21 protein-coding genes are annotated in these 22586 nt (G+C 69.3%); 4 read left to right on the forward strand and 17 right to left on the reverse strand.

Annotated features, from left to right (window positions below):
* Window positions 1-5: 5 nt before the first annotated feature.
* The 17 genes from FHX60_RS15685 to FHX60_RS15765 all read right to left on the reverse strand — a co-directional run bounded on the left by FHX60_RS15685 (window position 6) and on the right by FHX60_RS15765 (window position 16396).
* Window positions 6-731 (reverse strand): queuosine precursor transporter, encoded by a 726-nt coding sequence (locus FHX60_RS15685; protein WP_183283874.1) that lies wholly within the window; start codon window positions 729-731, stop codon window positions 6-8.
* 199 nt (window positions 732-930) lie between these two features.
* Entirely contained in the window at window positions 931-1515 is a 585-nt protein-coding gene (locus tag FHX60_RS15690) for a BPSL1445 family SYLF domain-containing lipoprotein (protein WP_112773757.1), read from the reverse strand.
* A 44-nt stretch (window positions 1516-1559) separates the two neighbouring features.
* On the reverse strand, window positions 1560-2153 hold the full coding sequence (locus FHX60_RS15695; RefSeq protein ID WP_112773756.1) for a hypothetical protein: 594 nt from the start codon (window positions 2151-2153) through the stop codon (window positions 1560-1562).
* Between the two features lie 198 nt (window positions 2154-2351).
* Entirely contained in the window at window positions 2352-3416 is a 1065-nt protein-coding gene (gene ruvB, locus FHX60_RS15700) for a Holliday junction branch migration DNA helicase RuvB (protein ID WP_112773913.1), read from the reverse strand.
* A gap of 70 nt (window positions 3417-3486) precedes the next feature.
* Entirely contained in the window at window positions 3487-4068 is a 582-nt protein-coding gene (gene ruvA / locus FHX60_RS15705) for a Holliday junction branch migration protein RuvA (RefSeq protein ID WP_018008807.1), read from the reverse strand.
* Between the two features lie 65 nt (window positions 4069-4133).
* Complete coding sequence (locus FHX60_RS15710) at window positions 4134-5375, reverse strand: glycerophosphodiester phosphodiesterase (protein WP_183283875.1); 1242 nt, start codon at window positions 5373-5375, stop codon at window positions 4134-4136.
* An 84-nt stretch (window positions 5376-5459) separates the two neighbouring features.
* Window positions 5460-6005 carry a crossover junction endodeoxyribonuclease RuvC gene (ruvC, locus tag FHX60_RS15715; protein ID WP_018008809.1) on the reverse strand — a complete coding sequence of 182 codons (546 nt, stop codon included), beginning with the start codon at window positions 6003-6005 and terminating at the stop codon, window positions 5460-5462.
* Window positions 6006-6176: 171 nt separating this feature from the next.
* Entirely contained in the window at window positions 6177-7751 is a 1575-nt protein-coding gene (purH, locus tag FHX60_RS15720) for a bifunctional phosphoribosylaminoimidazolecarboxamide formyltransferase/IMP cyclohydrolase (RefSeq protein WP_112773754.1), read from the reverse strand.
* A gap of 22 nt (window positions 7752-7773) precedes the next feature.
* Window positions 7774-8007, reverse strand: coding sequence for a Fis family transcriptional regulator (locus FHX60_RS15725; protein ID WP_010813887.1), 234 nt, complete (start codon window positions 8005-8007; stop codon window positions 7774-7776).
* Complete coding sequence (dusB, locus tag FHX60_RS15730; protein ID WP_116383886.1) at window positions 8004-9065, reverse strand: tRNA dihydrouridine synthase DusB; 1062 nt, start codon at window positions 9063-9065, stop codon at window positions 8004-8006. The genes FHX60_RS15725 and dusB overlap by 4 nt, the downstream gene beginning before the upstream one ends.
* Window positions 9066-9399: 334 nt before the next feature.
* On the reverse strand, window positions 9400-10638 hold the full coding sequence (locus FHX60_RS15735) for a UbiH/UbiF/VisC/COQ6 family ubiquinone biosynthesis hydroxylase (protein ID WP_112773752.1): 1239 nt from the start codon (window positions 10636-10638) through the stop codon (window positions 9400-9402).
* Window positions 10619-11098 (reverse strand): hypothetical protein, encoded by a 480-nt coding sequence (locus FHX60_RS15740; protein WP_112773751.1) that lies wholly within the window; start codon window positions 11096-11098, stop codon window positions 10619-10621. The genes FHX60_RS15735 and FHX60_RS15740 overlap by 20 nt, the downstream gene beginning before the upstream one ends.
* Entirely contained in the window at window positions 11095-12495 is a 1401-nt protein-coding gene (locus tag FHX60_RS15745; RefSeq protein ID WP_183283876.1) for an aminopeptidase P N-terminal domain-containing protein, read from the reverse strand. The genes FHX60_RS15740 and FHX60_RS15745 overlap by 4 nt, the downstream gene beginning before the upstream one ends.
* A gap of 992 nt (window positions 12496-13487) precedes the next feature.
* Window positions 13488-14225, reverse strand: a complete 738-nt coding sequence (gene murU, locus FHX60_RS15750; protein WP_112773748.1) for an N-acetylmuramate alpha-1-phosphate uridylyltransferase MurU — start codon at window positions 14223-14225, stop codon at window positions 13488-13490.
* On the reverse strand, window positions 14222-14548 hold the full coding sequence (locus FHX60_RS15755) for a branched-chain amino acid transport AzlD family protein (RefSeq protein WP_183283877.1): 327 nt from the start codon (window positions 14546-14548) through the stop codon (window positions 14222-14224). The genes murU and FHX60_RS15755 overlap by 4 nt, the downstream gene beginning before the upstream one ends.
* Window positions 14545-15357 carry an AzlC family ABC transporter permease gene (locus tag FHX60_RS15760; protein WP_183283878.1) on the reverse strand — a complete coding sequence of 271 codons (813 nt, stop codon included), beginning with the start codon at window positions 15355-15357 and terminating at the stop codon, window positions 14545-14547. Before FHX60_RS15760 ends, FHX60_RS15755 begins: the two co-directional genes overlap by 4 nt.
* A gap of 4 nt (window positions 15358-15361) precedes the next feature.
* Window positions 15362-16396 carry an aminoglycoside phosphotransferase family protein gene (locus tag FHX60_RS15765; protein WP_183283879.1) on the reverse strand — a complete coding sequence of 345 codons (1035 nt, stop codon included), beginning with the start codon at window positions 16394-16396 and terminating at the stop codon, window positions 15362-15364.
* Between the two features lie 252 nt (window positions 16397-16648).
* Between FHX60_RS15765 and FHX60_RS15770 the strand changes: the two genes are divergently transcribed.
* From FHX60_RS15770 to rsmA, 4 genes are read left to right on the forward strand one after another with little or no spacing between them, the layout of a single operon-like run.
* Entirely contained in the window at window positions 16649-19090 is a 2442-nt protein-coding gene (locus tag FHX60_RS15770) for an LPS-assembly protein LptD (protein WP_112773745.1), read from the forward strand.
* 9 nt (window positions 19091-19099) lie between these two features.
* Window positions 19100-20572, forward strand: coding sequence for a peptidylprolyl isomerase (locus FHX60_RS15775; RefSeq protein ID WP_112773744.1), 1473 nt, complete (start codon window positions 19100-19102; stop codon window positions 20570-20572).
* Window positions 20573-20621: 49 nt separating this feature from the next.
* The gene (gene pdxA / locus FHX60_RS15780) at window positions 20622-21710 is read left to right on the forward strand and encodes a 4-hydroxythreonine-4-phosphate dehydrogenase PdxA (protein WP_112773743.1); all 1089 of its coding nucleotides are present in this window, start codon (window positions 20622-20624) and stop codon (window positions 21708-21710) included.
* 17 nt (window positions 21711-21727) lie between these two features.
* On the forward strand, window positions 21728-22561 hold the full coding sequence (gene rsmA, locus FHX60_RS15785) for a 16S rRNA (adenine(1518)-N(6)/adenine(1519)-N(6))-dimethyltransferase RsmA (protein WP_092307748.1): 834 nt from the start codon (window positions 21728-21730) through the stop codon (window positions 22559-22561).
* Window positions 22562-22586: the final 25 nt, after the last annotated feature.

Below are 22586 nucleotides of genomic sequence, written 5' to 3' on the forward strand. Positions count from 1 at the left end.
CGGCGCTAGACCCTGACGCGGAACGGCGTGAAGTTGGTATGCCGGTCGAAATAATCTTCGTTCTCGGCCCGCTTCAAGAAGCCCACCACCTTGTACGTCACCGGTGTCATCACCACTTCCCAGCCGGTCTTCAGCACGTACTGCGCCACCGCCACCTGGACCACCTGCTCCAGCGGCCAGATGCCGTAGAAGGCGATCACATAGAACAGCGACGAGTCCACCAGCTCGCCGGCCAGCGTCGAGCCGATGGTGCGCGTCCACAGCCAGCGGCCGCCGGTCCACAGTTTCATCTTGGCCAGCACGTAGCTGTTGGTAAAGCTGCCGCAGCAGAACGCAATCAGCGAACCGAGCGCGATGCGCCAGGTGTTGCCGAACACGTCCTGCAGGCTCTTCTGGTAGTCCGCCATGAACGGCGCGACCGGCATGTTCAGCACCACCACGCTCATGAAGGTGGCGAAGGCCAGCGCGGCAAAGCCTGCCCAGACCACGCGGCGGTCGCGCCCGTAGCCGTAGACCTCGGTGAGCACGTCGCCGAAGATGTATGAGACCGGGAAAAACAGCACGCCCGCGCCGAAGGTGACCGTGCCAACCAGCGGCAGCGTGACCTGCGCCGCCTTGGCCGCGCCGATCAGGTTCGAGCACAGCAGCACGGTGACGAAGGCCACCATGACGAAGTCGTAGTAGCGGTAGACGCGGCCCGGTTGGGACGTGCTGGCGGTGACTGCGGACATGGGGGCTCCCGGTCGGAGGCGCTGGCGCGCCATGTTTGGGCGCGATTATGCCAGCGGGCCACGCAATCCGCCGCGCCTTGTCGTGGCGACGGCAGCCCGAAACAATGCTTGCGGTCTAAGCCGGGAACCCAGAAGGAGAATGCCCGGCCGGGGCCGGGCATGGGAGGAGTGGAGGGCGCGGAGCCGTGCCGTGGCCGCGTCAGATATTCAGCTTGGTGATCTTGGAGCCGTTCACCGAGACGTCGAACATCAGCCCGGCGTTGGTCTGCACGAAGCCCACCACCGGCTGCTGCGTGGTCAGCGTATCGAGCTGGCCGTTGGCGCCCACCTTGGCCAGCGCCACGTTGGCGTCGACCCCGGCGGTCCAGCCGCTGCTGCTGACAAACTTGTTGTACGCCTCGGGCGTCATGAACATGATCACCATCGTCTTGGACTGGCCACCGGCGGTCAGGCCGACCGAGGCCTGCGCGGTGCTGTAGTAACCCACCGTCGAACCCCGCGAGCGCAGCGCGCCTTCGCCATACTCGCCGCCGACCACCAGGCCGGCCGCGATCACGCGCGGGAACACCAGGATGCCCTGCGCGCGCTGGGCCAGCTCGCGCGAGCCGTTGACCGACGAGTACAGCCGGTTCAGGGCGCCATCGACGCCGGCATCGATTTCCTTGCGCTTGGCGGCCGGATCGTTCGAGGCGCTGGTGCCGGTGGTGGTGCAGCCCGCGGCCATCACGGTGGCGACGAGCAGGCCCGATCCGGCAACCCGGGTGACAAAGTGGCGACGATTCATAGGTAACCTCCTGATGGGAAAAGTACCGCGCCTGATTCAGTGGCTCAGTTTGCTGCGGCTGCCGCTGGCGCCCTGACCGTAATGGCCACGACTTCACGGTAGACGATCTTGGCCATCTGGCCCTGCTTGATGCCCTTCAGGTCGATGGCCGGGTCTTGCACCTTGACCGTGCGCAGCGTCTCGCGCGGGCCGCGGAAGGTGAGCAGGCGCTTGGCCGGGTCGATCTTGGTGATCTGGGCGGTCACCGTGGTGGTGATCTCGCGCATGACGCCGGGCTTGCCGCCCTCGGCCGCGCGCGTGGTGCGGTCGACCGATTCCGCCAGTGCCGTCGCCTTGCTGTCGACCGGCTCGAGCGCAGCGACCAGCGCGGCGCCGCGCGCCACGGTGAGGATGTCACCCTTGCGGATCTGGCCGAAATTGCGGACTTCGTCGCCGCCTACCAGTTCCACCACGTTGCCGCGCGGGCCTTGCACCAGCACCGCCTTGGTTTCGGGATCGATATCGACGATCTTGCCGCTGATGACCGCTTCTTCCGCCACGCCGACCGGCGCCGGCGGGCGCTGGGCGTTGGCCGTGCCGGCGCTGAATGCGGTCACGGCGATAAGGGCGGCGAGCAGGCTGGAACACTGGCGGATCATGGCTTTCCTTGACAGGTTTGCAAAGGAGCCGTGCCTCGGGCGGACACAGCCGTCATGGCACCGGGCGGGCGCCGATGAAGCCATTGTGGACAATCGGCCACCGGCCAGCAATCCACTTCGAAAAAATTTGGGGTGCGAATTTAAAACGTTTAATTGATCGCGACATGTGCGCCATGGCACACGTCCCCGCCGGCCGGTTCAGGCGTCGCCGAACAGTTCGCCGCCGTCGCCAGCCATGCCTTGCGGGCCGGCCAGGCCGAAATGCCGGTAGGCCGCCGCGGTGGCGACGCGCCCGCGCGGGGTGCGCTGCAGATAGCCCTGCTGGATCAGGTAGGGCTCGAGCACGTCCTCGATGGTGTCGCGCTCTTCCCCAATGGCGGCGGCAAGGTTGTCCACCCCGACCGGGCCGCCGCCGAACTTGTGCAGCACCGCCTCGAGCAGCTTGCGGTCCATCAGGTCGAAGCCGACGCGGTCGACATCGAGCATGGCCAGTGCGGCATCGGCCATCTGGCGCGTGATGGTGCCGTCGCCCTTGACCTCGGCGTAGTCGCGCACCCGGCGCAGCAGCCGGTTGGCGATGCGGGGCGTGCCGCGCGCGCGCCGGGCGATTTCCAGCGCGCCTTGCGGATCGATGCGGGCGTGCAGCAACTGCGCCGAGCGGCTGACGATGCGGGCCAGCTCCTCGGCGGTGTAGAACTCCAGCCGCGCAACGATGCCGAAGCGGTCGCGCAGCGGGTTGGTCAGCATGCCGGCGCGCGTGGTGGCGCCCACCAGCGTGAACGGCTGCAGGTCCAGCTTGACCGAGCGCGCCGCCGGGCCTTCGCCGATCATGATGTCGATCTGGTAGTCCTCGAGCGCCGGGTACAGGATTTCCTCGACTACCGGCGAGAGCCGGTGGATCTCGTCGATGAAGAGGACGTCGTTGGCTTCCAGGTTGGTCAGCAGCGCGGCGAGGTCGCCGGGGCGCTCGAGCACCGGGCCCGAGGTCTGGCGCAGGTTGACCCCCATCTCGCGCGCGATGATGTGGGCCAGCGTGGTCTTGCCCAGCCCGGGCGGGCCGAACAGCAGCACGTGGTCGAGCGCCTCGCGGCGCTTGCGCGCCGCGTGCATGAAGATGTCCAGCTGTCCGCGCACCTTTTCCTGGCCGACATACTCGTCCAGCAGCTTGGGCCGCAGTGCGCGCTCGAACGCCTCCTCCTGCGACGAGGCAGGGGTGGCGGCGATCACGCGGGAGGGGGCGGCAAGCTTGTCTGTTTCGATCATGGTGGTCAGGGGCCCGGACAGCGGCAACAATGCGCCATTCTACGCGCCATTTTGCGGCGCAACCCCGGGCTCAGCCCTTCGACAGCGCCTTCAGCGCCAGCTTGATGCCCTCGGACACCCCGGTGCCGGCCGGCACCTGCTTGATCGCGGCCGCGGCCTCCTTCTCCGAGTAGCCCAGCGCCAGCAGCGCATTGAGCACGTCGACGGCACTGTCGGGCACCGCCGGCGCGCCGGGCGCGTGGCCCAGTTCCGCGCCCAGCTTGCCCTTGAGCTCCAGCAGCAGCCGCTCGGCGGTCTTCTTGCCGATGCCGGGGATGCGCGTCAGACGCCCGGCTTCCTGCAGCGTGATCGCCTGCGCCAGCTCGGGCACGGACATGCCCGACAGCACCGCCAGCGCCATGCGCGCGCCGATGCCGGTGATCTTGATCAGCTCGCGAAAGGTGTTGCGCTCGGCCGCGCTGCCGAAGCCGTACAGCAGGTGCGCATCCTCGCGCACGATCAACTGCGTCAGCAGGGTCACTGGCTGGCCCACCGCGGGCAGGTTGTAGAAGGTGCTCATCGGCACGTCGACCTCGTAGCCGACGCCGTGGCAGTCGACCAGCAGGTGCGGGGGATTCTTCTCGATAAGGGTGCCGGCGATGCGTCCGATCATGGTGCGGGAACAGGAGGTCAGGAAAGAGGCGGCCGCCAGTGTAGCGCGGCGGCCGCCCGGCCAGCTCAGCGCGCCGTATCGACGGCGCGCCGGCCCAGCGCCGGGTCGTCGGTGAAGAAGCCATCGATGCCGGCCGCGACGAAGGCCTGCACTTCGCGCTCCATGCCCGCCGGGCTGCGCGTGGCCTCATCGCCGCCGCTCTGCAGCGCCTTGGGCAGGAAGTTGTTTTCCGGGCGGAAGGTGTATGGGTGGACAAAGAGCCCGGCGGCATGGGCCTGCTGTACCACCGCGGTCGGCGCGCCCAGGGCACCCTGCGTATCGCGGGGTACGACGCTGCTTTTCTCGGGGCCGATGCCGTCGGCGTAGGCCGCGACTTCGCGCAGGCCGGTCGGGCTCAGCATGTCGCCGAAGGTGCGGCCGTCGCCGGCCAGCTTCCAGTCGGCCGGGCCCTTGCGCGGGTTGCCGATCAGCTGGACCAGCCTGACGTTGGGCAAGCCGTTGCCCAGCGTGCGCCGCAGCGCGCGCAGGCTGCCGCTCTCGAAACACTGGATGAACACCGGCGCGCTGCGCAGGTAGGGCTGCGCCCGTACCGCCGCGGCGAGCTTGTCCTCGAGCGGCAGGCCGATGCCGCGGAAGTAGCTGGGATGCTTCAGCTCTGCATAGATGCCGACGGGTTTGCCGGTGCGCAGCGCGGCCTGCTCGGCCAGGCGCACGATCTCGTCGAAGGACGGCACCTCGAACTGGTCGTTCAGGCGCGCATTGGCCGGGCGCAGGCGCGGGATGCGCTCGCGCGCGCGCAGCGTCTTCAGCTCGGCCAGCGTAAAGTCCTCGGTGAACCAGCCCGTCAGGCGCTCGCCGTCGATCACCTTGGTGCGCTTGCGCTCGGCGAACTGCGGCAGTTCGGCCACGTTGGTGGTGCCGGTGATGTCGTTCTCGTGGCGCGCCACCAGCACGCCGTCGCGCGTCATGACGAGGTCGGGCTCGATCGCGTCGGCGCCGTCCTCGATCGCCTTGGCATAGGCGGCCAGCGTATGTTCCGGACGCAGCGCGCTGGCACCGCGGTGCGCGATCACCAGCGGCTTGGGCGGCGGCGCCGCCACCGCGGCCGGAGCGCTCGCGGCGGGCGCCGGCGCCGGCCCAGCCGGCGGTGCGGCGCGCTTGGGGCGCGGCGCCGTGGCGCAACCGGCGGCCAGCGCCGCGCATGCCGCGGCGGCGACGGTCGGCAACAGCCAGCGGCGGCAGGCGGCAACGACACGGGCGAGGCTGGCGCGCGGGCGCGGCGCGCGCAGTCGGGACTGGCTAGGCATGCAGCGTTCCTGTGGTGGGACCAAGCCCCGATTGTAAAAGACGCGCAAGCGTGCAGGCGGCAACGGCAGCTGCGGCCGGCGTGTTCAGCCGACCAGGCGCCCGCGCCGCACCCGCATGCCCTTGCGCACCAGCTCGGGCGCCAGGCCTGCGAGCGTGCCCAGGGTATCGCCGCCGTTGGCGTGGCAGATTGCCACGCCCAGCGCATCGGCCGCATCGCTGCCGGGCTGGCCGGGCAGCATCAGCAGCCGCGTCACCATTTCCTGCACCTGCGCCTTGTTGGCGCGGCCATAGCCGACTACCGCCACCTTGAGCTGCAGCGCGGTGTACTCGAACACCGGCAGGCCGTAGCCGACCAGCCCGCAGATCGCCGCGCCGCGGGCCTGGCCGAGCAGCAGCGTGGACTGCGGGTTGACGTTGACGAAGACCTTCTCGATCGCCGCGCAGTCGGGCGCATAGGTCCGCGACACTTCGCTGATGCCGTCGTACAGCGTCTTCAGCCGCTCCGGCAGGTTGGCATTGCCGTCGCTCTTGATCGTGCCCGAGGCGATGTAGGCAAGCTTGTTGCCCTGCTTCTCGATCACGCCGAAGCCGGTGGTGCGCAGGCCGGGGTCGATGCCTAGGATTCGCATGGGGATGGGGTAGGGAAGACGCCGACTAGTGTATTGCTTTTTGCGCGGAGGGTTGCGGCGGCGTAGCCCTTGAGGCGGGGCAAAAGTCTGAGAGGGCCCTCGAACGACCTGTTGCAGGCTCCCTCTCCCGCAGGCGGGAGAGGGGAGCAAACCGGCGGGATGCCGGCCTGCTTAATGGCGGAAATGCCGCGTGCCCGTCAGCACCATCGCAATGCCGCGCTCGTCGGCGGCGGCGATCACTTCATCGTCGCGCACCGAGCCGCCCGGCTGGATCACGCAGGTCGCGCCCGCATCGACCACCACGTCGAGGCCGTCGCGGAACGGGAAGAACGCGTCCGATGCCACGGCCGAGCCGGCCAGGGTCAGGCCGGCGTTCTGCGCCTTGATGCTGGCGATGCGGGCCGAATCGACGCGGCTCATCTGGCCGGCGCCCACGCCCAGCGTCATGCCGCCGCCGCAGAACACGATGGCGTTGGACTTGACGAACTTGGCCACGCGCCAGGCGAACATCAGGTCGTCCATTTCCTTCGGCGTCGGGTGGCGGCGCGTCACCACGCGCAGCTCGGACGGCTGCACGTTCTTGGCGTCCGGGCTCTGCACCAGCAGGCCGCCGCCGACGCGCTTGAAGTCAAACTGGTTGATGCCCTTGCCCAGCGGGATCTCGAGCAGGCGCACGTTCTGCTTGGCAGCGAACACGGCGCGCGCTGCGGCGCTGAACGACGGCGCGATCAGCACTTCGACGAACTGCTTGGCCACGGCCTGCGCGGCGGCTTCGTCCAGCTCGACGTTGAAGGCGATGATGCCGCCGAAGGCCGAGGTCGAGTCGGTCTTGAAGGCCTTGTCATACGCTTCCAGCGCGCTCGCGCCCAGCGCCACGCCGCACGGGTTGGCGTGCTTGATGATGACGCAGGCGGCGCCCGCGGCGGCGTCGAACGACTTCACGCATTCCCACGCGGCATCGGCGTCGGCGATGTTGTTGTACGACAGCTCCTTGCCCTGCAGCTGCACGTAGTTGGCCAGCGCGCCGTCCACGGCCTTCAGGTCGCGGTAGAACGCCGCCGACTGGTGCGGGTTCTCGCCGTAGCGCATTTCCTGGACCTTGTCGAAGGCCAGGTTCAGCGTCTGCGGGTAGGCGCTGCGGGCCTGGTGCGACTTGTCGGCACCGAGGCTGGTCAGGTAGTTGGTGATGGCGCCGTCGTACTGCGCGGTGTGCGCGAACACCTTGGTGGCCAGGCGGAAGTTGGTGTCGTAGCCGACGCTGTTGCCGTTGGCGCGCATTTCATCGAGCACCACGGCGTAGTCGGCCGGGTCGACGATCACGGTCACGTCGCGGTGGTTCTTGGCCGCCGAGCGCAGCATGGTCGGGCCGCCGATGTCGATGTTCTCGATCGCGTCCGGCAGCGTGCAGTCATCCTTGGCCACGGTCTGCTGGAACGGGTACAGGTTCACCACCAGCAGGTCGATGGTGGGGATATTGTGTTCGGCCAGCGCGGCCATGTGCTCGGGCAGGTCGCGGCGCGCCAGGATGCCGCCGTGGACCTTGGGGTGCAGCGTCTTGACGCGGCCGTCGAGCATTTCCGGGAAGCCGGTGTAGTCGGCCACCTCCGTCACGGGCAGGCCGCTGTCGGCCAGCAGCTTGGCGGTGCCGCCGGTGGAAAGCAGCGTCACGCCGAGCGCGTTCAGTTCGCGCGCGAATTCGACGATGCCGGTCTTGTCGGAAACGGAGAGTAGGGCTTGCTTGATCATGGCAGTGGGAAACGCTTCAAATTCAAAGTAAACCGTGCTGCTGCAGCTTCTTGCGCAGCGTATTGCGATTGATGCCCAGGTAGGCGGCCGCCAGCGACTGGTTGCGCTCGGCGCGCACCATCACGGCTTCCAGCAGCGGCCGTTCGACCGCCTCGAGCACCATGTTGTACATGTTCGACGGCTCTTCGCCGTCCAGGTCGCGAAAGTACGTATCCAGGCTTTCCCGGATGCACTGGTCGATAGCGTTGCGGCTCATGCGGCAAGCAACTCCCCGTTTTTGTTGTTGTTCGCTTCGTCTTTGTCTTGCGCCGCGTCGTCGACATACACCAGCCGGTCGGAAATCTGCGCCTGCTCGTCAAAGAAAGCATTGACCGCGGCCAGCTGCTCGGCGGTGCTTTCCAGCGTGTTCATGCGGTGGCGGAACAGGTTGGCGCCGCGCAGCCCGCGCGTGTACCAGGCAATGTGCTTGCGCGCGGTGCGCACGCCGGTGAACTCGCCGTAGAAGGCGTAGTGGTCTTCCAGGTGCGCGTTCATGATGGCGCGGATCTCGGCGACTTCCGGCGACGGCAGCATCTCGCCGGTCTTCAGGAAATGCTCGATCTCGCGGAACAGCCAGGGCCGGCCCTGCGCCGCGCGGCCGATCATGAGCGCGTCGGCGCCGGTCAGCGCCAGCACCTCCCTGGCCTTCTGCGGCGTGGTGATGTCGCCGTTGGCGACCACCGGGATCGACAGCTCAGCCTTGACCGCGGCAATGGTCTCGTACTCGGCGTCGCCGTGGTACAGGTCGGCGCGCGTGCGGCCGTGGATGGTCAGCATGCTGATGCCGGCGTCCTCGACCATGCGCGCGATGCGCAGCGCATTGCGGTTTTCGCGGTTCCAGCCGGTGCGGATCTTCAGCGTGACCGGCACGCGCTCGCCTACGGCGGCGACCACCGCCTCGACGATGCGCACCACCAGCGGCTCGTTCTGCAGCAGGGCCGAGCCGGCGGCGACGTTGCACACCTTCTTGGCCGGGCAGCCCATATTGATGTCGATGATCTGCGCGCCGCGGTCGACGTTGTAGCGCGCCGCCTCGGCCATCATCGACGGCTCGGCGCCGGCGATCTGCACCGCGATCGGTTCGACCTCGCCGGCATGGTTGGCGCGGCGCATGGTCTTCTCGCTCTTCCACAGCTGGGCGTTCGAGGCAACCATTTCCGACACCGCGTAGCCCGCGCCCAGCTGCTTGCACAGCTGGCGGAAGGGCCGGTCCGTCACGCCCGCCATCGGGGCGACAAACAGGTTGTTGCGGAGTTGGTGAGGTCCGATCTGCACGGCGGTTGTGGCGGTTGTGGCGGTTGTGGCGGTGAAAGGGGCGGTCCTGGCGACCCGTCCCGGCAACCCCGGCTGCGCGCGGCACGCCATGCGCCGCGACGGACCGGGACAGCCTGCCCTGAGGCCGGAGGGAAACAGAGACGAAACGGAAAAACATGCCCCTGCCGAAACTGCTGCCGGCGGTGGATCGGGACATGTGCGAGGGCAGGATTCTACCGCCAATCGGTCGCCGTTGCCCAAGATTTGAGCATCCACGGCGCAGGGCGCCGGTGACCGTGGTGCTCTGCCGCACCGCCAGTGGCGCAAGCGCCACTGGCGGTGCGCGGCCGGCCGTTCAACGGCGCATGCCGAACATCATGTGGCGCGCCAGCGCATGCCGCAGCGGCGGCAGGCATGCCAGCGCCGCCAGCGACGCGCCCCGTGCATGGGCCGCGAGCGGGTAGGCCACGCCGAAGACGCGCGGCAGCAAGTCGGTGACGCCGATGGTGACGGCGCGGTCGAGGCGGTGGCGGGCGGCAAACGCCTGCAGCGCTTGCGGGGTGCAGCCGCCGCGCAGCGAGTCGGCCAGCGCAAAGGCATCGCGCAGGCCCAGGTTCAGCCCCTGTCCGGCCACCGGGTGCAGCGTCTGCGCGGCATTGCCGACCGCGACCACGCGCCCGTTCACCGTGACCGGCGCGGCGTTCAGCCCCAGCGGGAAGGCATGGCGCTTGCCCGCCAGCGTGAACTGGCCCATGCGGTCGCCGAAGACGCGGCCCAGCTCCGCGGCAAACTGCGCGTCCGGCAGCGCGATGCGGCGCGCGGCCTGTTCCGGCGGGCAGCACCACACCAGCGCGAACCCGGGCGTGCCGTGTTCCTCGTGCGGCAGCAGCGCCAGCGGGCCTTCCTCGGTAAAGCGCTCCCAGGCCCAGCCGGGCTGCGGGCGCGAGCAGGTCACATGGGCGATCACCGCGGTCTGGCGGTAGTCGCGCGTGCGCGCGCCGCGGCCCTGGTGCGCGGCCTGTTCATGGAACAGCCCGCCCTCGGCCTGCACCGCCACGCGCGCGGCAAACCGCGCCGCCTGGCCGTCGTGGCCCGTGCCCTCCAGATGCACGATGCCGGCGTCCGCCACGTCCGCGGCGCGCGGCACCGGGTCCTGCTCGATCCGCTCGATGCGGGTTTCGAAGACCCGCCGAAGCTGGCCTGCGCCGGCCGCCTGCGCGGCTTGCGCCAGCGCCCGCTCGAGCACGTTGCACAGCTCGCCGTAGCGCACCACGTAGCCGAGGGCGGGCACGCCGTAGTCGTCATGGTGCAGGCGGACATGGCCGAAGCGGCCGCGCTGCGACACATGGATATGCTCGATCGGGCTGCCCTGCACCGGCCACGCGCCGATCTGCTCGAGCAGCTGGCGGCTGCCGTGCGACAGCGCGATCGCGCGCGGGTCGCGCGCCGCGCGCGCCGGCGTGGCGGCGTCGACCAGCACGATGCGCCAGCCGGTGGTGCGCAACAGCTGGCAAGCCAGCGCCAGCCCGACCGGGCCGCCGCCGACGATGGCGATATCGGCCGGGCCGTCGAAATCAGGCTGCGGGGCCGCCATTGTCACGGTCTCCTGCCTGGTCTGCGTCGGTTCCGGACTGGGCTTCGTTGCCGCGCTTCCAGCAAATCGCGTCCGAGCGCGACTTGCCGGCCGCGACGTCGCGCAGCGCGTTATCGAGCTTTTGCTGGTTGAAGCCCGGCAGCGCGCGCAGTTGTTCCAGCAGCGCGGCATGGTTGGCGGCATCGAACGGCACCACGCAGCCCTGGCCCGAGTCCGGCGCGCCGATCAGGATCAGCCAGGCCCTGCCGGCCCAGGGCGCGCGGTCGGAGACCCGCACCACCACGCGCTCGAGCACGTTCCAGGCGAGCTCTTCGCGCTGGCCGTCGGGGCGGTGCACCACCACGCGGTCGTCGTACAGGTTGACGATGAACGGTTCGGACGGATCGGGTCGCCGGGCACCGCCGGCCTGGTCGCGGGCGCCGCCCTGGCCCGGCAGGATCCTGCGCAGCCAGCCGATCATCGCTGGCCTCCGGCGGCGGCGCGGTCGCGCATCAGCGCTTCGATCTCGTCGGCCAGCACCGGCACGCCGCGCGTGATCAGCTCGCAGTCGCCCTCGGTGACCACGGCGTCGTCCTCGATGCGGATGCCGATATGCCAGTAGCGCTCGGGCACGTCCTCGGCCGGGCGCACGTAGATGCCGGGCTCGATGGTCAGCACCATGCCGGGCTGCAGCGGCCGCCACGGCCGCTCGCCCTCGCCGCTGTGGCTGGCCACGCGGTATTCGCCCACGTCATGGACATCCATGCCCAGCCAGTGGCCGGTGCGGTGCATGTAGAAGCGGCGGTAGCTGCCGCTGGCCAGCACGTCGTCGAGCGTGCCTTCCTTGTTGCGGTCGAGCAGGCCGGTGTCGAGCATGCCCTGGGCCAGCACGCGCACGGCGGCGTCATGCGGGACGTTGTAGGGCACGCCGGCGCGGGTCTCGTCGATGGCGGCCTGTTGCGCGGCCACTACCAGGTCATACAGCTCGCGCTGCGCCGGCGAGAAGCGGCCCGAGACCGGGAAGGTGCGGGTGATGTCCGAGGCGTAGCCATCCAGCTCGCAGCCGGCGTCGATCAGGCACAGGTCGCCATCCTTCAGTTCGGCCGGGCCGGCGCGGTAGTGCAGCACGCAGGCGTTCGGGCCGGCGGCGACGATCGAGTTGTAGGCCACGCTCTGCGCGCCATGGCGGCGGAATTCATAGAGCAGCTCGGCCTCGAGGTGGTATTCGCGCAGGCCGGCGCGGGTGGCCTGCATCGCGCGCACATGGGCGCCGGCGGAAATCGCCGCGGCGCGGCGCATGACGGCCAGCTCGCCGGCATCCTTGAACAGCCGCATTTCGTCGAGCAGCGTGCGGATGTCGAGCGCCACCGACGGGGCGGCCACGCCGGCGCGGCCCTGCATGCGCACCGCGTCGAGCCAGCGGCGCATCTGCATGTCGGTGCGGATCGAATCGGCCAGCGGGTAGGCCAGCTGCGCGCGGTTGGCCAGCAGCGGCGGCAGCGTGGCGTCGATCTCTTCGACCGAATGCGCTTCGTCGAAGCCGAACGCGGCGCGCGCGCCTTCCGGGCCGAAGCGGAAGCCGTCCCAGATCTCGCGCTCTTCATGCTTGGGGCGACAGAACAGGATGCTGCGGTCGGCCTCGGCCGGCTCGCCGGGCGCGCCGGCCACCAGCACCAGCACCGCTTCGGGCTCGGTGAAGCCGCTCAGGTAATAGAAATAGCTGTCATGCCGGTACGGATAGTCGCTGTCACGGTTGCGCATGGCTTCCGGCGCCGTGGGCAGGATCGCCACGCCGCCGCCGCCGGCGCGCAGGTGCTGCAGCACACGGGCGCGGCGTTCGCGGCAAGCGGCGAGGAGGGCGGTGTCTGGTGCGGACATGGTAGGGGTGGGATATGGGGATCAGGGGGATTCTACCGCTATGTGGTGGGTTGTCGGTCTTGACTGGCGTGGGATGATTGGGCGTGGCGCCATGCGGTTGGGTGTCGATCTTGGCTGGCGTGGCTGTTTCGCCGGCGTAGCCGGCGAGTCACTTTTGTCCGAGCGACAAAAGTAACCAAAAGCGCGTCGCCTGAGCGGCTGGCTAAGGCGGCGTTGGCGGTTCCAGCGATGGTGACTTGCGGTACGGCGGTTGGTGGTTCCAACCTGCTGACGCTACCTGGATGTGCCTGGCGTTCGGCGTCGGATGGACGAACCCGACTTTAGGTCGGTGGCAGCCTGCTTATCACGTTATTGGCGGGACGCCTTCGGCTGCGCTGCGCGCACTCCCTATCTCAGGTCCTGGGTTCTGGCACGGAGTGCGTCGCTGCGCTCGCACGCATTGTCGCGGACGAGCTCAAAGGCCTTTCTTTCCCGCTGGTTTGCTCCCCTCTCCCGCGTGCGGGAGAGGGGCGGGGGAGAGGGCCGGCGCATCCACGAAGTCAGGCGACCGAATCATGAACGCCTTTGGCGAGCGAGCCAGCCTCCGGTCCTCAAATTTGCCAACTTGGACTCGCGCGCAGCGCAGCCGTAGGCGTTCCTACGGTGCCGCACGCAGCAGGCGGCCTACACCCTGCATGGGGATCGTTCAATAGTCGGTTATCGCAGGCACCGCCCCTGACTCACATGGCGTAGCAGGTTCGAACGGGCACCCACATCGAACGGAAATCACCACCGCCCGAACTACCCAACGCCGCGGAATTGATTGCCAGCCGCATAGGCGACGCGTTTTTGGTTACTTTTGTCGCTCGGACAAAAGTGACTCGCCGGCTACGCCGGCGAAACAGCCACGCCCGCCAAGGACGAATACCAACCGCATGGCGCCAAACCAAACAGCCACGCCCGCCAAGGACGAATACCACCCGCATGGCGCCAACCCAAACAGCCCATGCCAGTCAAGACCGATAAGCAACAGGCGCCGCCACCACCCTCCCATTCATCGACGCATCCAGTTCAGCCAGTTGCTCCGGCGTCCCCACATTCTCCCAGCGCCCGTCAAACCGTTCCCCGCTTGCGGTGCCGGCGGCGATGGCGGCATGGTATATCGGCGTCATCGCCATCCGGGTGCCCGCAGCGATACCGGTGAACAGCCGCGTGTCATACAGCCCGATATTGCCGAAGGTGAGACGCGCGCCGGTCTCGTCCAGCGAGAGCCGGCCATGATCGTCCAGCGCGAAATCCCCGCGCGGATGGAACGGCGGGTTCGGCACCATCACCAGATGCATGTGCGGTGCGGCCGCGCCCGCCAGCGCCTGCGCGCGCGGCAGCAGCGCGCGGAAATCGTAGTCGCAGAAAATGTCGCCGGACACGGCCAGGAAGATCTCGCCGCGGACCGGGTCGTGCGACAGCAGCGGCAGGGCCTTGGCGATGCCGCCGGCGGTTTCCAGCGCCTCGCCCTCGGCCGAGTAGGCGATGCGCACGCCGAAGCGGCTGCCGTCGCCCAGCGCCGCTTCGATCTGCGCGCCCAGCCAGGCGTGGTTGATGACGATGTCGCGCAGTCCCGCGCGCGCCAGCGCCTCGATCTTCCAGACGATCAGCGGCTTGCCGCCCACCGTCAGCAGCGGCTTGGGGCAGGCATCGGTCAGCGGACGCATGCGGTCGCCGCGGCCGGCGGCAAAGATCATCACCTTCATCGGAACAGGGCCTCCAGGGCAAGCAGCGTGGCCATGCCGCCGGCAATGGTCCAGCCCACGCTGCGGGTACGTGCGGCAATCAGGATGGCGACCACGCCGGCCGCCAGCCTGGCGTTGGTCGGGGTCAGGGCGAGCTCGCCCTGCTGCATCAGCAGGTCGGGGGCGATCAGCGCCGACAGCATCGCGGCCGGCACGAACTGCAGCGCGGTGCGAAACCACGACGGCAGCCGCACCCGCCCTTCGACGGCGATGAACGACAGGCGGATCAGGAAGGTGGCCAGGCCCGCGGCCAGGAACACCCACAGCAGCGTCAGCGCGCTCATGCGGCCTCCTTGCCAGCGGTGCCGGCAGTGCCGGCAGTGCTGGCATCCGCGGCGTGGCTGGCGGCACGGGGCCCGGGGCGGTTGCCGCGTCCCAGCACCAGCATGCCGACGGTGATGCCGCCTAGCGCCGCCACCATCAGGCCAAGCTTGTGCGGCAGGCTGTAGCAGGCCACCGCCAGCGCGCTGGCCGCCAGCGCCGCGGCGACATGCGAGCGGTGTTTGAGGCCCGGCACGATGATGCCGATAAAGGTCAGCGGCAGGAAGAAATCCAGCGGCCAGTGGCGCGGCACCTGGGCGCCGACCAGCACGCCGGCCAGGGTCGAGAGCTGCCAGCTGGCCCACAGCGCGAAGCCGCCGCCAAAGTAATACCAGTGGCGGTAGCGGGCGCGCGGGCCGGTGTCGCCCAGCCGGTGCGTCATCGCGGCAAAGGCCTCGTCGGTCAGCAGGTAGGCGATCAGCGCCTTCCAGCGCCGCGGCAGGTGCGCCAGGGTCGGCGCGATGGTGGCCGAGTACAGCGCGTGGCGCAGGTTGACCATGGCCACCGTCAGCGTGATCACTACCGCCGGGGTGCCGGCGGTCCACAGCTGGGTCAGGATCATCTGCGAGGCGCCGCCGAACACGATCGCGCTCATCGCGCAGGCCAGCCAGGCGGGCATGCCGGCGCCGACCGCCAGCACGCCGTAGATCAGCCCGAACGGCACCACGCCCAGCAGCATCGGCGCAAGCGCGCGCGCGCCGGCCAGCCATTCGCCGGCGGCGGTGATGGCGGGCGCGGCACTGTCGTGCGGACCGGATGGGTCGGCGCGCATGGCGTCAGAACGTATAGCCGGCCGGGCTGGCCACGCCTTCGAGCGCGTCCAGCAGGCGGATCAGCTTGCGCAGTTCGGTATAGCGCCCGGCCACCTGGCGCGTGTATTTCATCACCAGCGGCAGGTTGGCGAGGTAGCCGTCCTTGCCGTCGCGGTGGTACAGGCGGGCGAAGATCCCCAGCACCTTGAGGTGGCGCTGCAGTCCCATCCACTCGAAGTCGCGGTAGAACTCGCCGAAGTCGGGGTTGACCGGCAGCGCTGCCTTGCGCGCGCGTTCCCAGTAGCGGATCAGCCAGTCGAGCTGCTGCTCTTCCTCCCATTCGATATAGGCGTCGCGCCACAGCGACACCGCATCGTAGGTGATCGGGCCGGCCACCGCGTCCTGGAAGTCGAGCACGCCCGGGTTGGCGGCGCCTTCGAGCACCATCAGGTTGCGCGAGTGGAAGTCGCGGTGCACGTAGACCTGGGGCTGGGCGAGGTTGTTGGCAAGCAGCGCCTCGGTCACTTCGTGCCAGTCGGCCTGCTGGGCCCCGGTCAGGGTGGCGCCGAGATGCCTGGCCACGTACCACTGCGGGAACAGGTCGAGCTCGCGCTGCAGCAGCGCGCGGTCGTAGGCGGGCAGTTCGCCGGGGCGCGTCGCCGCCTGGATGCTGACCAGCGCGGCGGCGGCGTCGGTGTACAGGCCGTGCGCGGAGGAATCGTCCAGCTTCGACAGGTAGGTCTGGCTGCCAAGGTCGGCCAGCAGCAGGAAGCCCTGGTCAAGGTCTTGCGCCAGCACCGTCGGCACGGTCACGCCGGCGGCGCCGAACAGTTGGCAGACATGGATGAACGGGCGGCAGTCTTCATGCGCGGGCGGGGCGTCCATCACGATCGCGGTGGGGTGCGCGGGATGGTCGGTGCGGACGCGGAAATAGCGCCGGAAGCTGGCATCGGCCGAGGCCGGGACGCAGGATTCGGGATCGGCGGACCATGCCGGTCCGAGTCCGGCCACCCAGGCCTTGAGCTGGTCCAGGCGCGGGTCGTGGGGAAGAGCTGCCATACAGGTACTTGTCGGAGGTACGTGTGGGGATGGGGCGCGGGGGCGGGACGAAAGTGAAAGCCCTCGATGACACCGGAAATGAAACCGGAAGTAAGCGGCAAGAGCCCCCCGGGTTGCCCCGTATAATACCCGACCAGACCGGGGCGCCGGTGGCCTCCGGGAGGGGCCGCGTTGCCCCGCAGCCTGCCCCGGCGGGGGCCTGGCGGCCTGCAGGCGAGCCGCTGCCCGTGCCGAGACTGACCACCCGTGCGAATGACCGAACCACAACGATCACCGAACAACAGGGCCTTGCCTGCGCCTGCTTCCCCCCGCGCCCCGGCCCGTGCCAGGCGCGCCGGCGGCCTGCACGCGGGCGCGCTGCGCCCGCTGGTGCTGGCCATGGCCGGCCTGTCGGCCGGCGCCCATGCGCAGATGACCGGCTCGGCGATCCCCGACCTCGACCAGGTCGAGCCGGTGTTCGAAGCCGCGCCGCCGGCGCCGCCGCTGCCGGTGGAGTCCGGCGAACTGGTGCCGCGCCTGGCCGAGCCGGCCGCCAGGGGCGAGTCCGATCCCGACGCCCCCACCTTCATCGAAGCCGACCGCATGACCGGCTACAGCGAACGCGGCGTCGAACTGGAAGGCCATGCCGAGCTGCGCCGCGATGGCGGCGTGATCAAGGGCGACAAGCTGAGCTACGACCAGGACACCGACGAGGCCTTCGCGCAGGGCAATGTGCGCATGTCGCGCGGCGGCACGCTGGCGGTTGGCCCGGAAGCGCGGCTCAGGGTCGAGGCCAACGAAGGCTACATGCTGTCGCCGGACTACTACTTCCAGCAGACCGGCGGCACCGGCAAGGCCGAGCGCATCGACTTCCTCGACCAGAACCGCAGCACGGCCCGACAGGCGTCGTACACCACCTGTTCGCCCGACAATGCCGACTGGTATTTCAGCGCGAACCGGATCGACCTGGACAGCGACCGTCAGGTTGGCGTGGCCTACGGCGGCGTGCTGAACTTCTTCGGCGTGCCGGTCGCGGCCGCGCCCGCGTTCAGCTTCCCGCTGAACGACGATCGCCGCAGCGGCTTCCTGCCGCCGCTGATGGGCTACAGCTCGAAATCGGGTTTCGATGTCACCGCGCCGTACTACGTCAATATCGCGCCCAACCGCGACCTGACCATCTACCCGCGGCTGATGACCGAGCGCGGCCTGCAGCTCGGCGGCGAATACCGCTACCTGAGCGAGACCTACTCCGGGCGCGTGCGCGCCGAGTTCCTGCCGGACGACAGGAAGACCAACTCGAACCGCTGGGCCTATTCGCTGCAGCATACCCAGCGGCTGGCGCCGGGTCTGGCCGCGTACCTGAACCTGAACCGGGTGTCCGATGACCGCTACCCGGACGACTTCAACCGCAGCGTGTCGCAATCGACGCTGCGGCAGTACACGCAGGAGGGCGGCGTCACCTACAACTGGCAGGACTTCACCCTGCTGGCGCGGGTGCAGAAGTTCCAGACGCTGCGCCCGAGCGAGCCCTCGTACGAGCGCGTGCCGCAGCTCAACGGCAAGTACATCCGCTACGACCTGGGCGGCTTCGACGTGCAGATGGAAGCCGACTACACCCGCTTCCGCATCCCGCTGACGTCCACCGGCTTCCAGCAGCCGCAGGGCGAGCGCATGTATTTCCAGCCCAGCATCAGCTACCCGATCGTGCGCGCCGGCTGGTACGTGACGCCCAAGGTGTCGTTCAACGCCGCGCAGTACCAGATGGAAGCGGCCACCAACACGCCGACCGCGCAGAACAACCTGTCGCGCGCGATCCCGACCGTCAGCCTGGATTCGGGCATGACCTTCGAGCGCGATGCGCCGACCATCAGCCGCCTGTTCGGGGTCAACTACGTGCAGACGCTGGAGCCGCGCCTGTTCTACGTCTACACGCCGTTCCGCGACCAGAGCCAGTTCCCGCTGTTCGACACGGTGCAGTCCGACTTCGGCTACGGGCAGATCTTCAGCGAAAACCCGTTCACCGGCTACGACCGCATCGCCGACAACAACAAGCTGACCGGCGGCGTGACCACGCGCCTGATCGAATCCGATACCGGCATCGAGCGCTTCCGCGGCACCATTGCCCAGCGCTATGACTTCACCGGGCAGCGCGTGCAGCTCAACGGCACGCTGGCCGATCCCAAGTCGGGCTCGTCGGACCTGCTCGCCGCCACCACCATCCAGCTGTTCCGCGGCTACTATCTGGATGCGGGGGTGCAGTACAACCCCGATTCGGACCGGGTCAACTACGGCAACGTGGCGTTCACGTACCGCCCCGAGTCGCGCAAGGTGTTCAACGCCGGCTACCGCTACCGCCGGCCCACCTCGGTGACCGACAACACCGCGATCGACCAGTTCGAGCTGTCGAGCCAGTGGCCGATCACGCGCCGGGCCTACGGCATCGCGCGCTTCGCCTTCGACCTGACCGCCAGCCAGATGGTCGATGCGCTCGCCGGCGTCGAGTACGCCGCGGACTGCTGGGTCGGCCGCGTGGTCTACCAGCGTTTCCGCAACACTACCCAGGGCTACACCGGGCGGGTCTTCCTGCAGGTGGAGTTCCGTGGCCTTTCCAAGATCGGGTCCAACCCGTTGAACATCCTGCGCCTGAACGTGCCGGGCTACGAGCCGGTCTCGGCCAAGCCGGTGCCGACGACCCAGTTCGATCACTATGAATGACGGATTACGATGAAACGTCAAGAATTCGCCGTGTTTTCCTTTTTGCTGACGTCCTGGCACCGGCTGCTGCTGCCGGCCGTGCTGGCCGCGATGGCGGTGCCCGCCGCCGCGCAACTGAAGGCGCCCGGCACGCCGCGTGCCAGCGGCATCTTCGTGCCGCAGGCGTCCGACGTTACCGCGCCGTCCAGCCAGCCCAAGCTGGGCGTGCCGCAGGCCGGCGGCCAGAAGCGCTCGCAGCTGATCGACGAAGTGGTGGCGGTGGTCAACAACAGCGTGATCACGCGGCGCGAACTGCTTGACCGCGCCGACGAGATCGAGAGCCAGCTGCGTGCCGGCGGCCGTCCGGTGCCCGCGCGCGCCGACCTGCTGGGCGAGGTGCTCGAGCGGCTGGTGATGGAACGCGTGCAGACCCAGGCCGCGCAGGACGCCGGCATCCGCGTGACCGACCAGGAAGTCGACCGCGCCATCGAATCGGTGGCGCAGCAGAACCAGATGAACGCGGCCGAGCTGCGTCGCCGGGTCGAGGGCAGCGGCATGACCTGGACCAAGTACCGCGATGAGCTGCGCAAGCAGGTGCAGGTGATCCGCCTGCGCGAGCGCGAGGTCGACTCCAAGGTGCAGGTCTACGACGGCGAGATCGACAACTACCTGGCGGCGCGCGGCGGCCAGGGCGCGGCCGGCGGCCCGACCGAATACAACATGGCGCAGATCCTCGTGCGCGTGCCCGAGAATGCCTCGGACGCGCAGAAGCAGGCACTGCGCACCAAGGCCGAGGGGCTGCTCAAGCAGGCCCAGGACGGCGCCGACTTCGCGCAGCTGGCACAGGCCAGCTCCGAAGGCCCGGAAGCGGCCCAGGGCGGCGCCATGGGCTTCCGCGAGATCGGCCGCCTGCCGGCGCTGTTCGCCAATGCCGTGGTCGACCTGCAGCCCGGCGCGGTGGCGCCGCAGGTGGTCGAGAGCGCCGCCGGCTTCCACGTGATCAAGCTGGTGGCCAAGCGCGCGGCGCCGGCCTCGGGCCCGGCCGCGGCCGGCAAGATCACGCAGACCCAGGTGCGCCACATCCTGATCCGCACCGGCCCCAACATGCCCGAGGCCGAGGCGCGCCGCCAGCTCGGCACGCTGCGCGACCGCATCACCCATGGCGGCGACTTTGCCGACGCGGCCAAGCGCTTCTCGCAGGACGGCTCGGCGCAGAACGGCGGCGATCTCGGCTGGGTGTCGCCGGGCGAGCTGGTGCCCGAGTTCGAGCAGGCCATGAGCCGGCTGCGCCCGAACGAGATCTCGGAGCCGGTGGTCACGCAGTTCGGCGTGCACCTGATCCAGGTGCTGAACCGCCGCGAGACCGAGCTGTCGCCGGAGAAGCAGCGCGACTTCGCCCGTGCCGAAGTGCGCGAACAGAAGCTGCGCGCCGCCTATGATGACTGGGTGCGCCAGCTGCGCTCGCAGGCGTACGTGGAGTACCGGGTCAACCGGCAGCGCTGACGCGCCGGCCCCCGTCCGCCCGCCTTCAGCCCCTCAGCGCCAAGCCGACATGCCCGACCCGCTAGCCCTGGCCATTTCCACCGGAGAACCTGCCGGCATCGGCCCCGATATCACCATCGGGGCCCTGCTGCAGCTGGCGGGCGCCAACCATGGCGCCGAGGCTCGGGCCTGCCGCTTCCATGTGCTGGGCGATGCCCGCATGCTGGCCGAACGCGCCGAGGCGCTGGGCGTCACCCATGCCTGGGAGCGGCGCATTGCCGACGGCGGCGTGGTGATCGAGGACATCGCGCTGGCGGTGGCGTGCGAGGCCGGACGGCTCGACGCGCGCAACGGCCGCTATGTCCTGAAGCTGCTCGATGCCGCCATCGACGGCTGCCGTGCGCAGGGCGGCGCCGCGCCCCGCTATGCCGCGATGGTCACGGCGCCGGTGCAGAAGAGCACCATCAACGACGCCGGCGTGCCCTTCACCGGCCATACCGAATACCTGGCCGACAGCGCCGGCGCGCCGCGCGTGGTGATGATGCTGGCCGGCCCGCAGCCGGCGCACGACGACGCCATGCTGCGCGTGGCGCTGGCCACCACCCACCTGCCGCTGCGCGCGGTGCCCGATGCGCTGTCGGTGCCGCTGCTGGTGCAGACCCTGGCCATCATCGATGCCGACCTGCGACGCTGCTTCGGCATCGCGCGGCCGCGCATCCTGGTCACGGGCCTGAACCCGCACGCCGGCGAAAGCGGCCATATGGGCCGCGAAGAGATCGACATCATCGCGCCCGCGCTGGCGCAGGCCAAGGATGCCGGCATCGATGCGCGCGGACCGTTCCCGGCCGACACGCTGTTCCAGCCGCGCCACCTGCGCGATGCCGACTGCGTGCTGGCGATGTACCATGACCAGGGGCTGGCGCCGCTCAAGTACGGCACCTTCGGCCACGGTGTGAATATCACGCTGGGGCTGCCCTTCATCCGCACGTCGGTGGACCATGGCACCGCGCTCGACCTCGCCGGCACCGGCCAGGCCGAGCACGGCAGCATGATCGAGGCGATCCGCACGGCGGTTATCATGTCTGGCCATGCCAACGGCCGCCGGCCCGGCGCCGGTGCCCCGGGCCATACCCCTTCCGGCACGCAGCCGCCATGCTGACGCCGGACTAATACATCATGCGTTCTAACGTGCACCAGGGCCATGTGGCCCGCAAACGATTCGGGCAGAACTTCCTGGTCGACGACACCATCATCCACGGCATCGTCAATGCCATCAGCCCGCAGGCCGGCGACGTGCTGGTCGAGATCGGGCCGGGCCTGGGCGCGCTGACCGACCCGCTGCTCGAGCGGATTCCGCAGATGCAGGTGGTCGAGCTGGACCGCGACCTGGTCGAGCGCCTGCGCCGCCGCTATGGCGACCGCCTGCAGGTCCACGCCGGCGACGCGCTCGACTTCGACTTCGACAAGCTGGCCGTGCCGGGCCGCCCGCTGCGCATCGTCGGCAACCTGCCGTACAACATTTCGAGCCCGCTGCTGTTCCACCTGATGGAGTTCGCCGACCACGTGCACGACCAGCACTTCATGCTGCAGAAGGAGGTGGTCGAGCGCATGGTCGCCGAGCCTGGCAGCAAGGCCTTCGGCCGGCTGTCGATCATGCTGCAGGTGCGCTACTACATGGAGCACGTGCTGGACGTGCCGCCGGGCGCCTTTAATCCGCCGCCCAAGGTCGACTCCGCCGTGGTCCGCATGATCCCGTGGCCGCGCCACGGCGACGGCCGGCTGCGTTCGCCGCATGCCGATTGCGACATCACCGTGCTCGGCGACGTGGTCACGGCGGCGTTTTCGCAGCGGCGCAAGGTGCTGCGCAACACGCTGTCGTTCCTGCGCGACCAGGTCGATTTCGATGCCATGGGCTTCGACCTGGGCCGGCGCGCCGAGGAAGTGCCGGTCGGCGAGTATGTCGAACTGGCCCGGCGCCTGGGCGACAAGGCTCCCGGCCAGGCCGCCTGAGCGCGCCGGCTTCCCGCATTCCCAA

The organism is Cupriavidus alkaliphilus, assembly GCF_014191175.1.
Lineage (GTDB): Bacteria > Pseudomonadota > Gammaproteobacteria > Burkholderiales > Burkholderiaceae > Cupriavidus > Cupriavidus alkaliphilus.

Coding starts and splice junctions, on each gene's coding strand:
- purH (WP_112773754.1), bottom strand. CDS start 7,751: ATGATCAAGCAAGCCCTACTCTCCGTTTCCGACAAGACCGGCATCGTC.
- FHX60_RS15770 (WP_112773745.1), top strand. CDS start 16,649: ATGACCGAACCACAACGATCACCGAACAACAGGGCCTTGCCTGCGCCT.
- ruvB (WP_112773913.1), bottom strand. CDS start 3,416: ATGATCGAAACAGACAAGCTTGCCGCCCCCTCCCGCGTGATCGCCGCC.
- murU (WP_112773748.1), bottom strand. CDS start 14,225: ATGAAGGTGATGATCTTTGCCGCCGGCCGCGGCGACCGCATGCGTCCG.
- FHX60_RS15775 (WP_112773744.1), top strand. CDS start 19,100: ATGAAACGTCAAGAATTCGCCGTGTTTTCCTTTTTGCTGACGTCCTGG.
- FHX60_RS15765 (WP_183283879.1), bottom strand. CDS start 16,396: ATGGCAGCTCTTCCCCACGACCCGCGCCTGGACCAGCTCAAGGCCTGG.
- FHX60_RS15735 (WP_112773752.1), bottom strand. CDS start 10,638: ATGGCGGCCCCGCAGCCTGATTTCGACGGCCCGGCCGATATCGCCATC.
- FHX60_RS15760 (WP_183283878.1), bottom strand. CDS start 15,357: ATGCGCGCCGACCCATCCGGTCCGCACGACAGTGCCGCGCCCGCCATC.
- ruvC (WP_018008809.1), bottom strand. CDS start 6,005: ATGCGAATCCTAGGCATCGACCCCGGCCTGCGCACCACCGGCTTCGGC.
- FHX60_RS15745 (WP_183283876.1), bottom strand. CDS start 12,495: ATGTCCGCACCAGACACCGCCCTCCTCGCCGCTTGCCGCGAACGCCGC.
- pdxA (WP_112773743.1), top strand. CDS start 20,622: ATGCCCGACCCGCTAGCCCTGGCCATTTCCACCGGAGAACCTGCCGGC.
- FHX60_RS15740 (WP_112773751.1), bottom strand. CDS start 11,098: ATGATCGGCTGGCTGCGCAGGATCCTGCCGGGCCAGGGCGGCGCCCGC.
- FHX60_RS15690 (WP_112773757.1), bottom strand. CDS start 1,515: ATGAATCGTCGCCACTTTGTCACCCGGGTTGCCGGATCGGGCCTGCTC.
- rsmA (WP_092307748.1), top strand. CDS start 21,728: ATGCGTTCTAACGTGCACCAGGGCCATGTGGCCCGCAAACGATTCGGG.
- ruvA (WP_018008807.1), bottom strand. CDS start 4,068: ATGATCGGACGCATCGCCGGCACCCTTATCGAGAAGAATCCCCCGCAC.
- FHX60_RS15755 (WP_183283877.1), bottom strand. CDS start 14,548: ATGAGCGCGCTGACGCTGCTGTGGGTGTTCCTGGCCGCGGGCCTGGCC.
- FHX60_RS15695 (WP_112773756.1), bottom strand. CDS start 2,153: ATGATCCGCCAGTGTTCCAGCCTGCTCGCCGCCCTTATCGCCGTGACC.
- FHX60_RS15685 (WP_183283874.1), bottom strand. CDS start 731: ATGTCCGCAGTCACCGCCAGCACGTCCCAACCGGGCCGCGTCTACCGC.
- FHX60_RS15725 (WP_010813887.1), bottom strand. CDS start 8,007: ATGAGCCGCAACGCTATCGACCAGTGCATCCGGGAAAGCCTGGATACG.
- FHX60_RS15710 (WP_183283875.1), bottom strand. CDS start 5,375: ATGCCTAGCCAGTCCCGACTGCGCGCGCCGCGCCCGCGCGCCAGCCTC.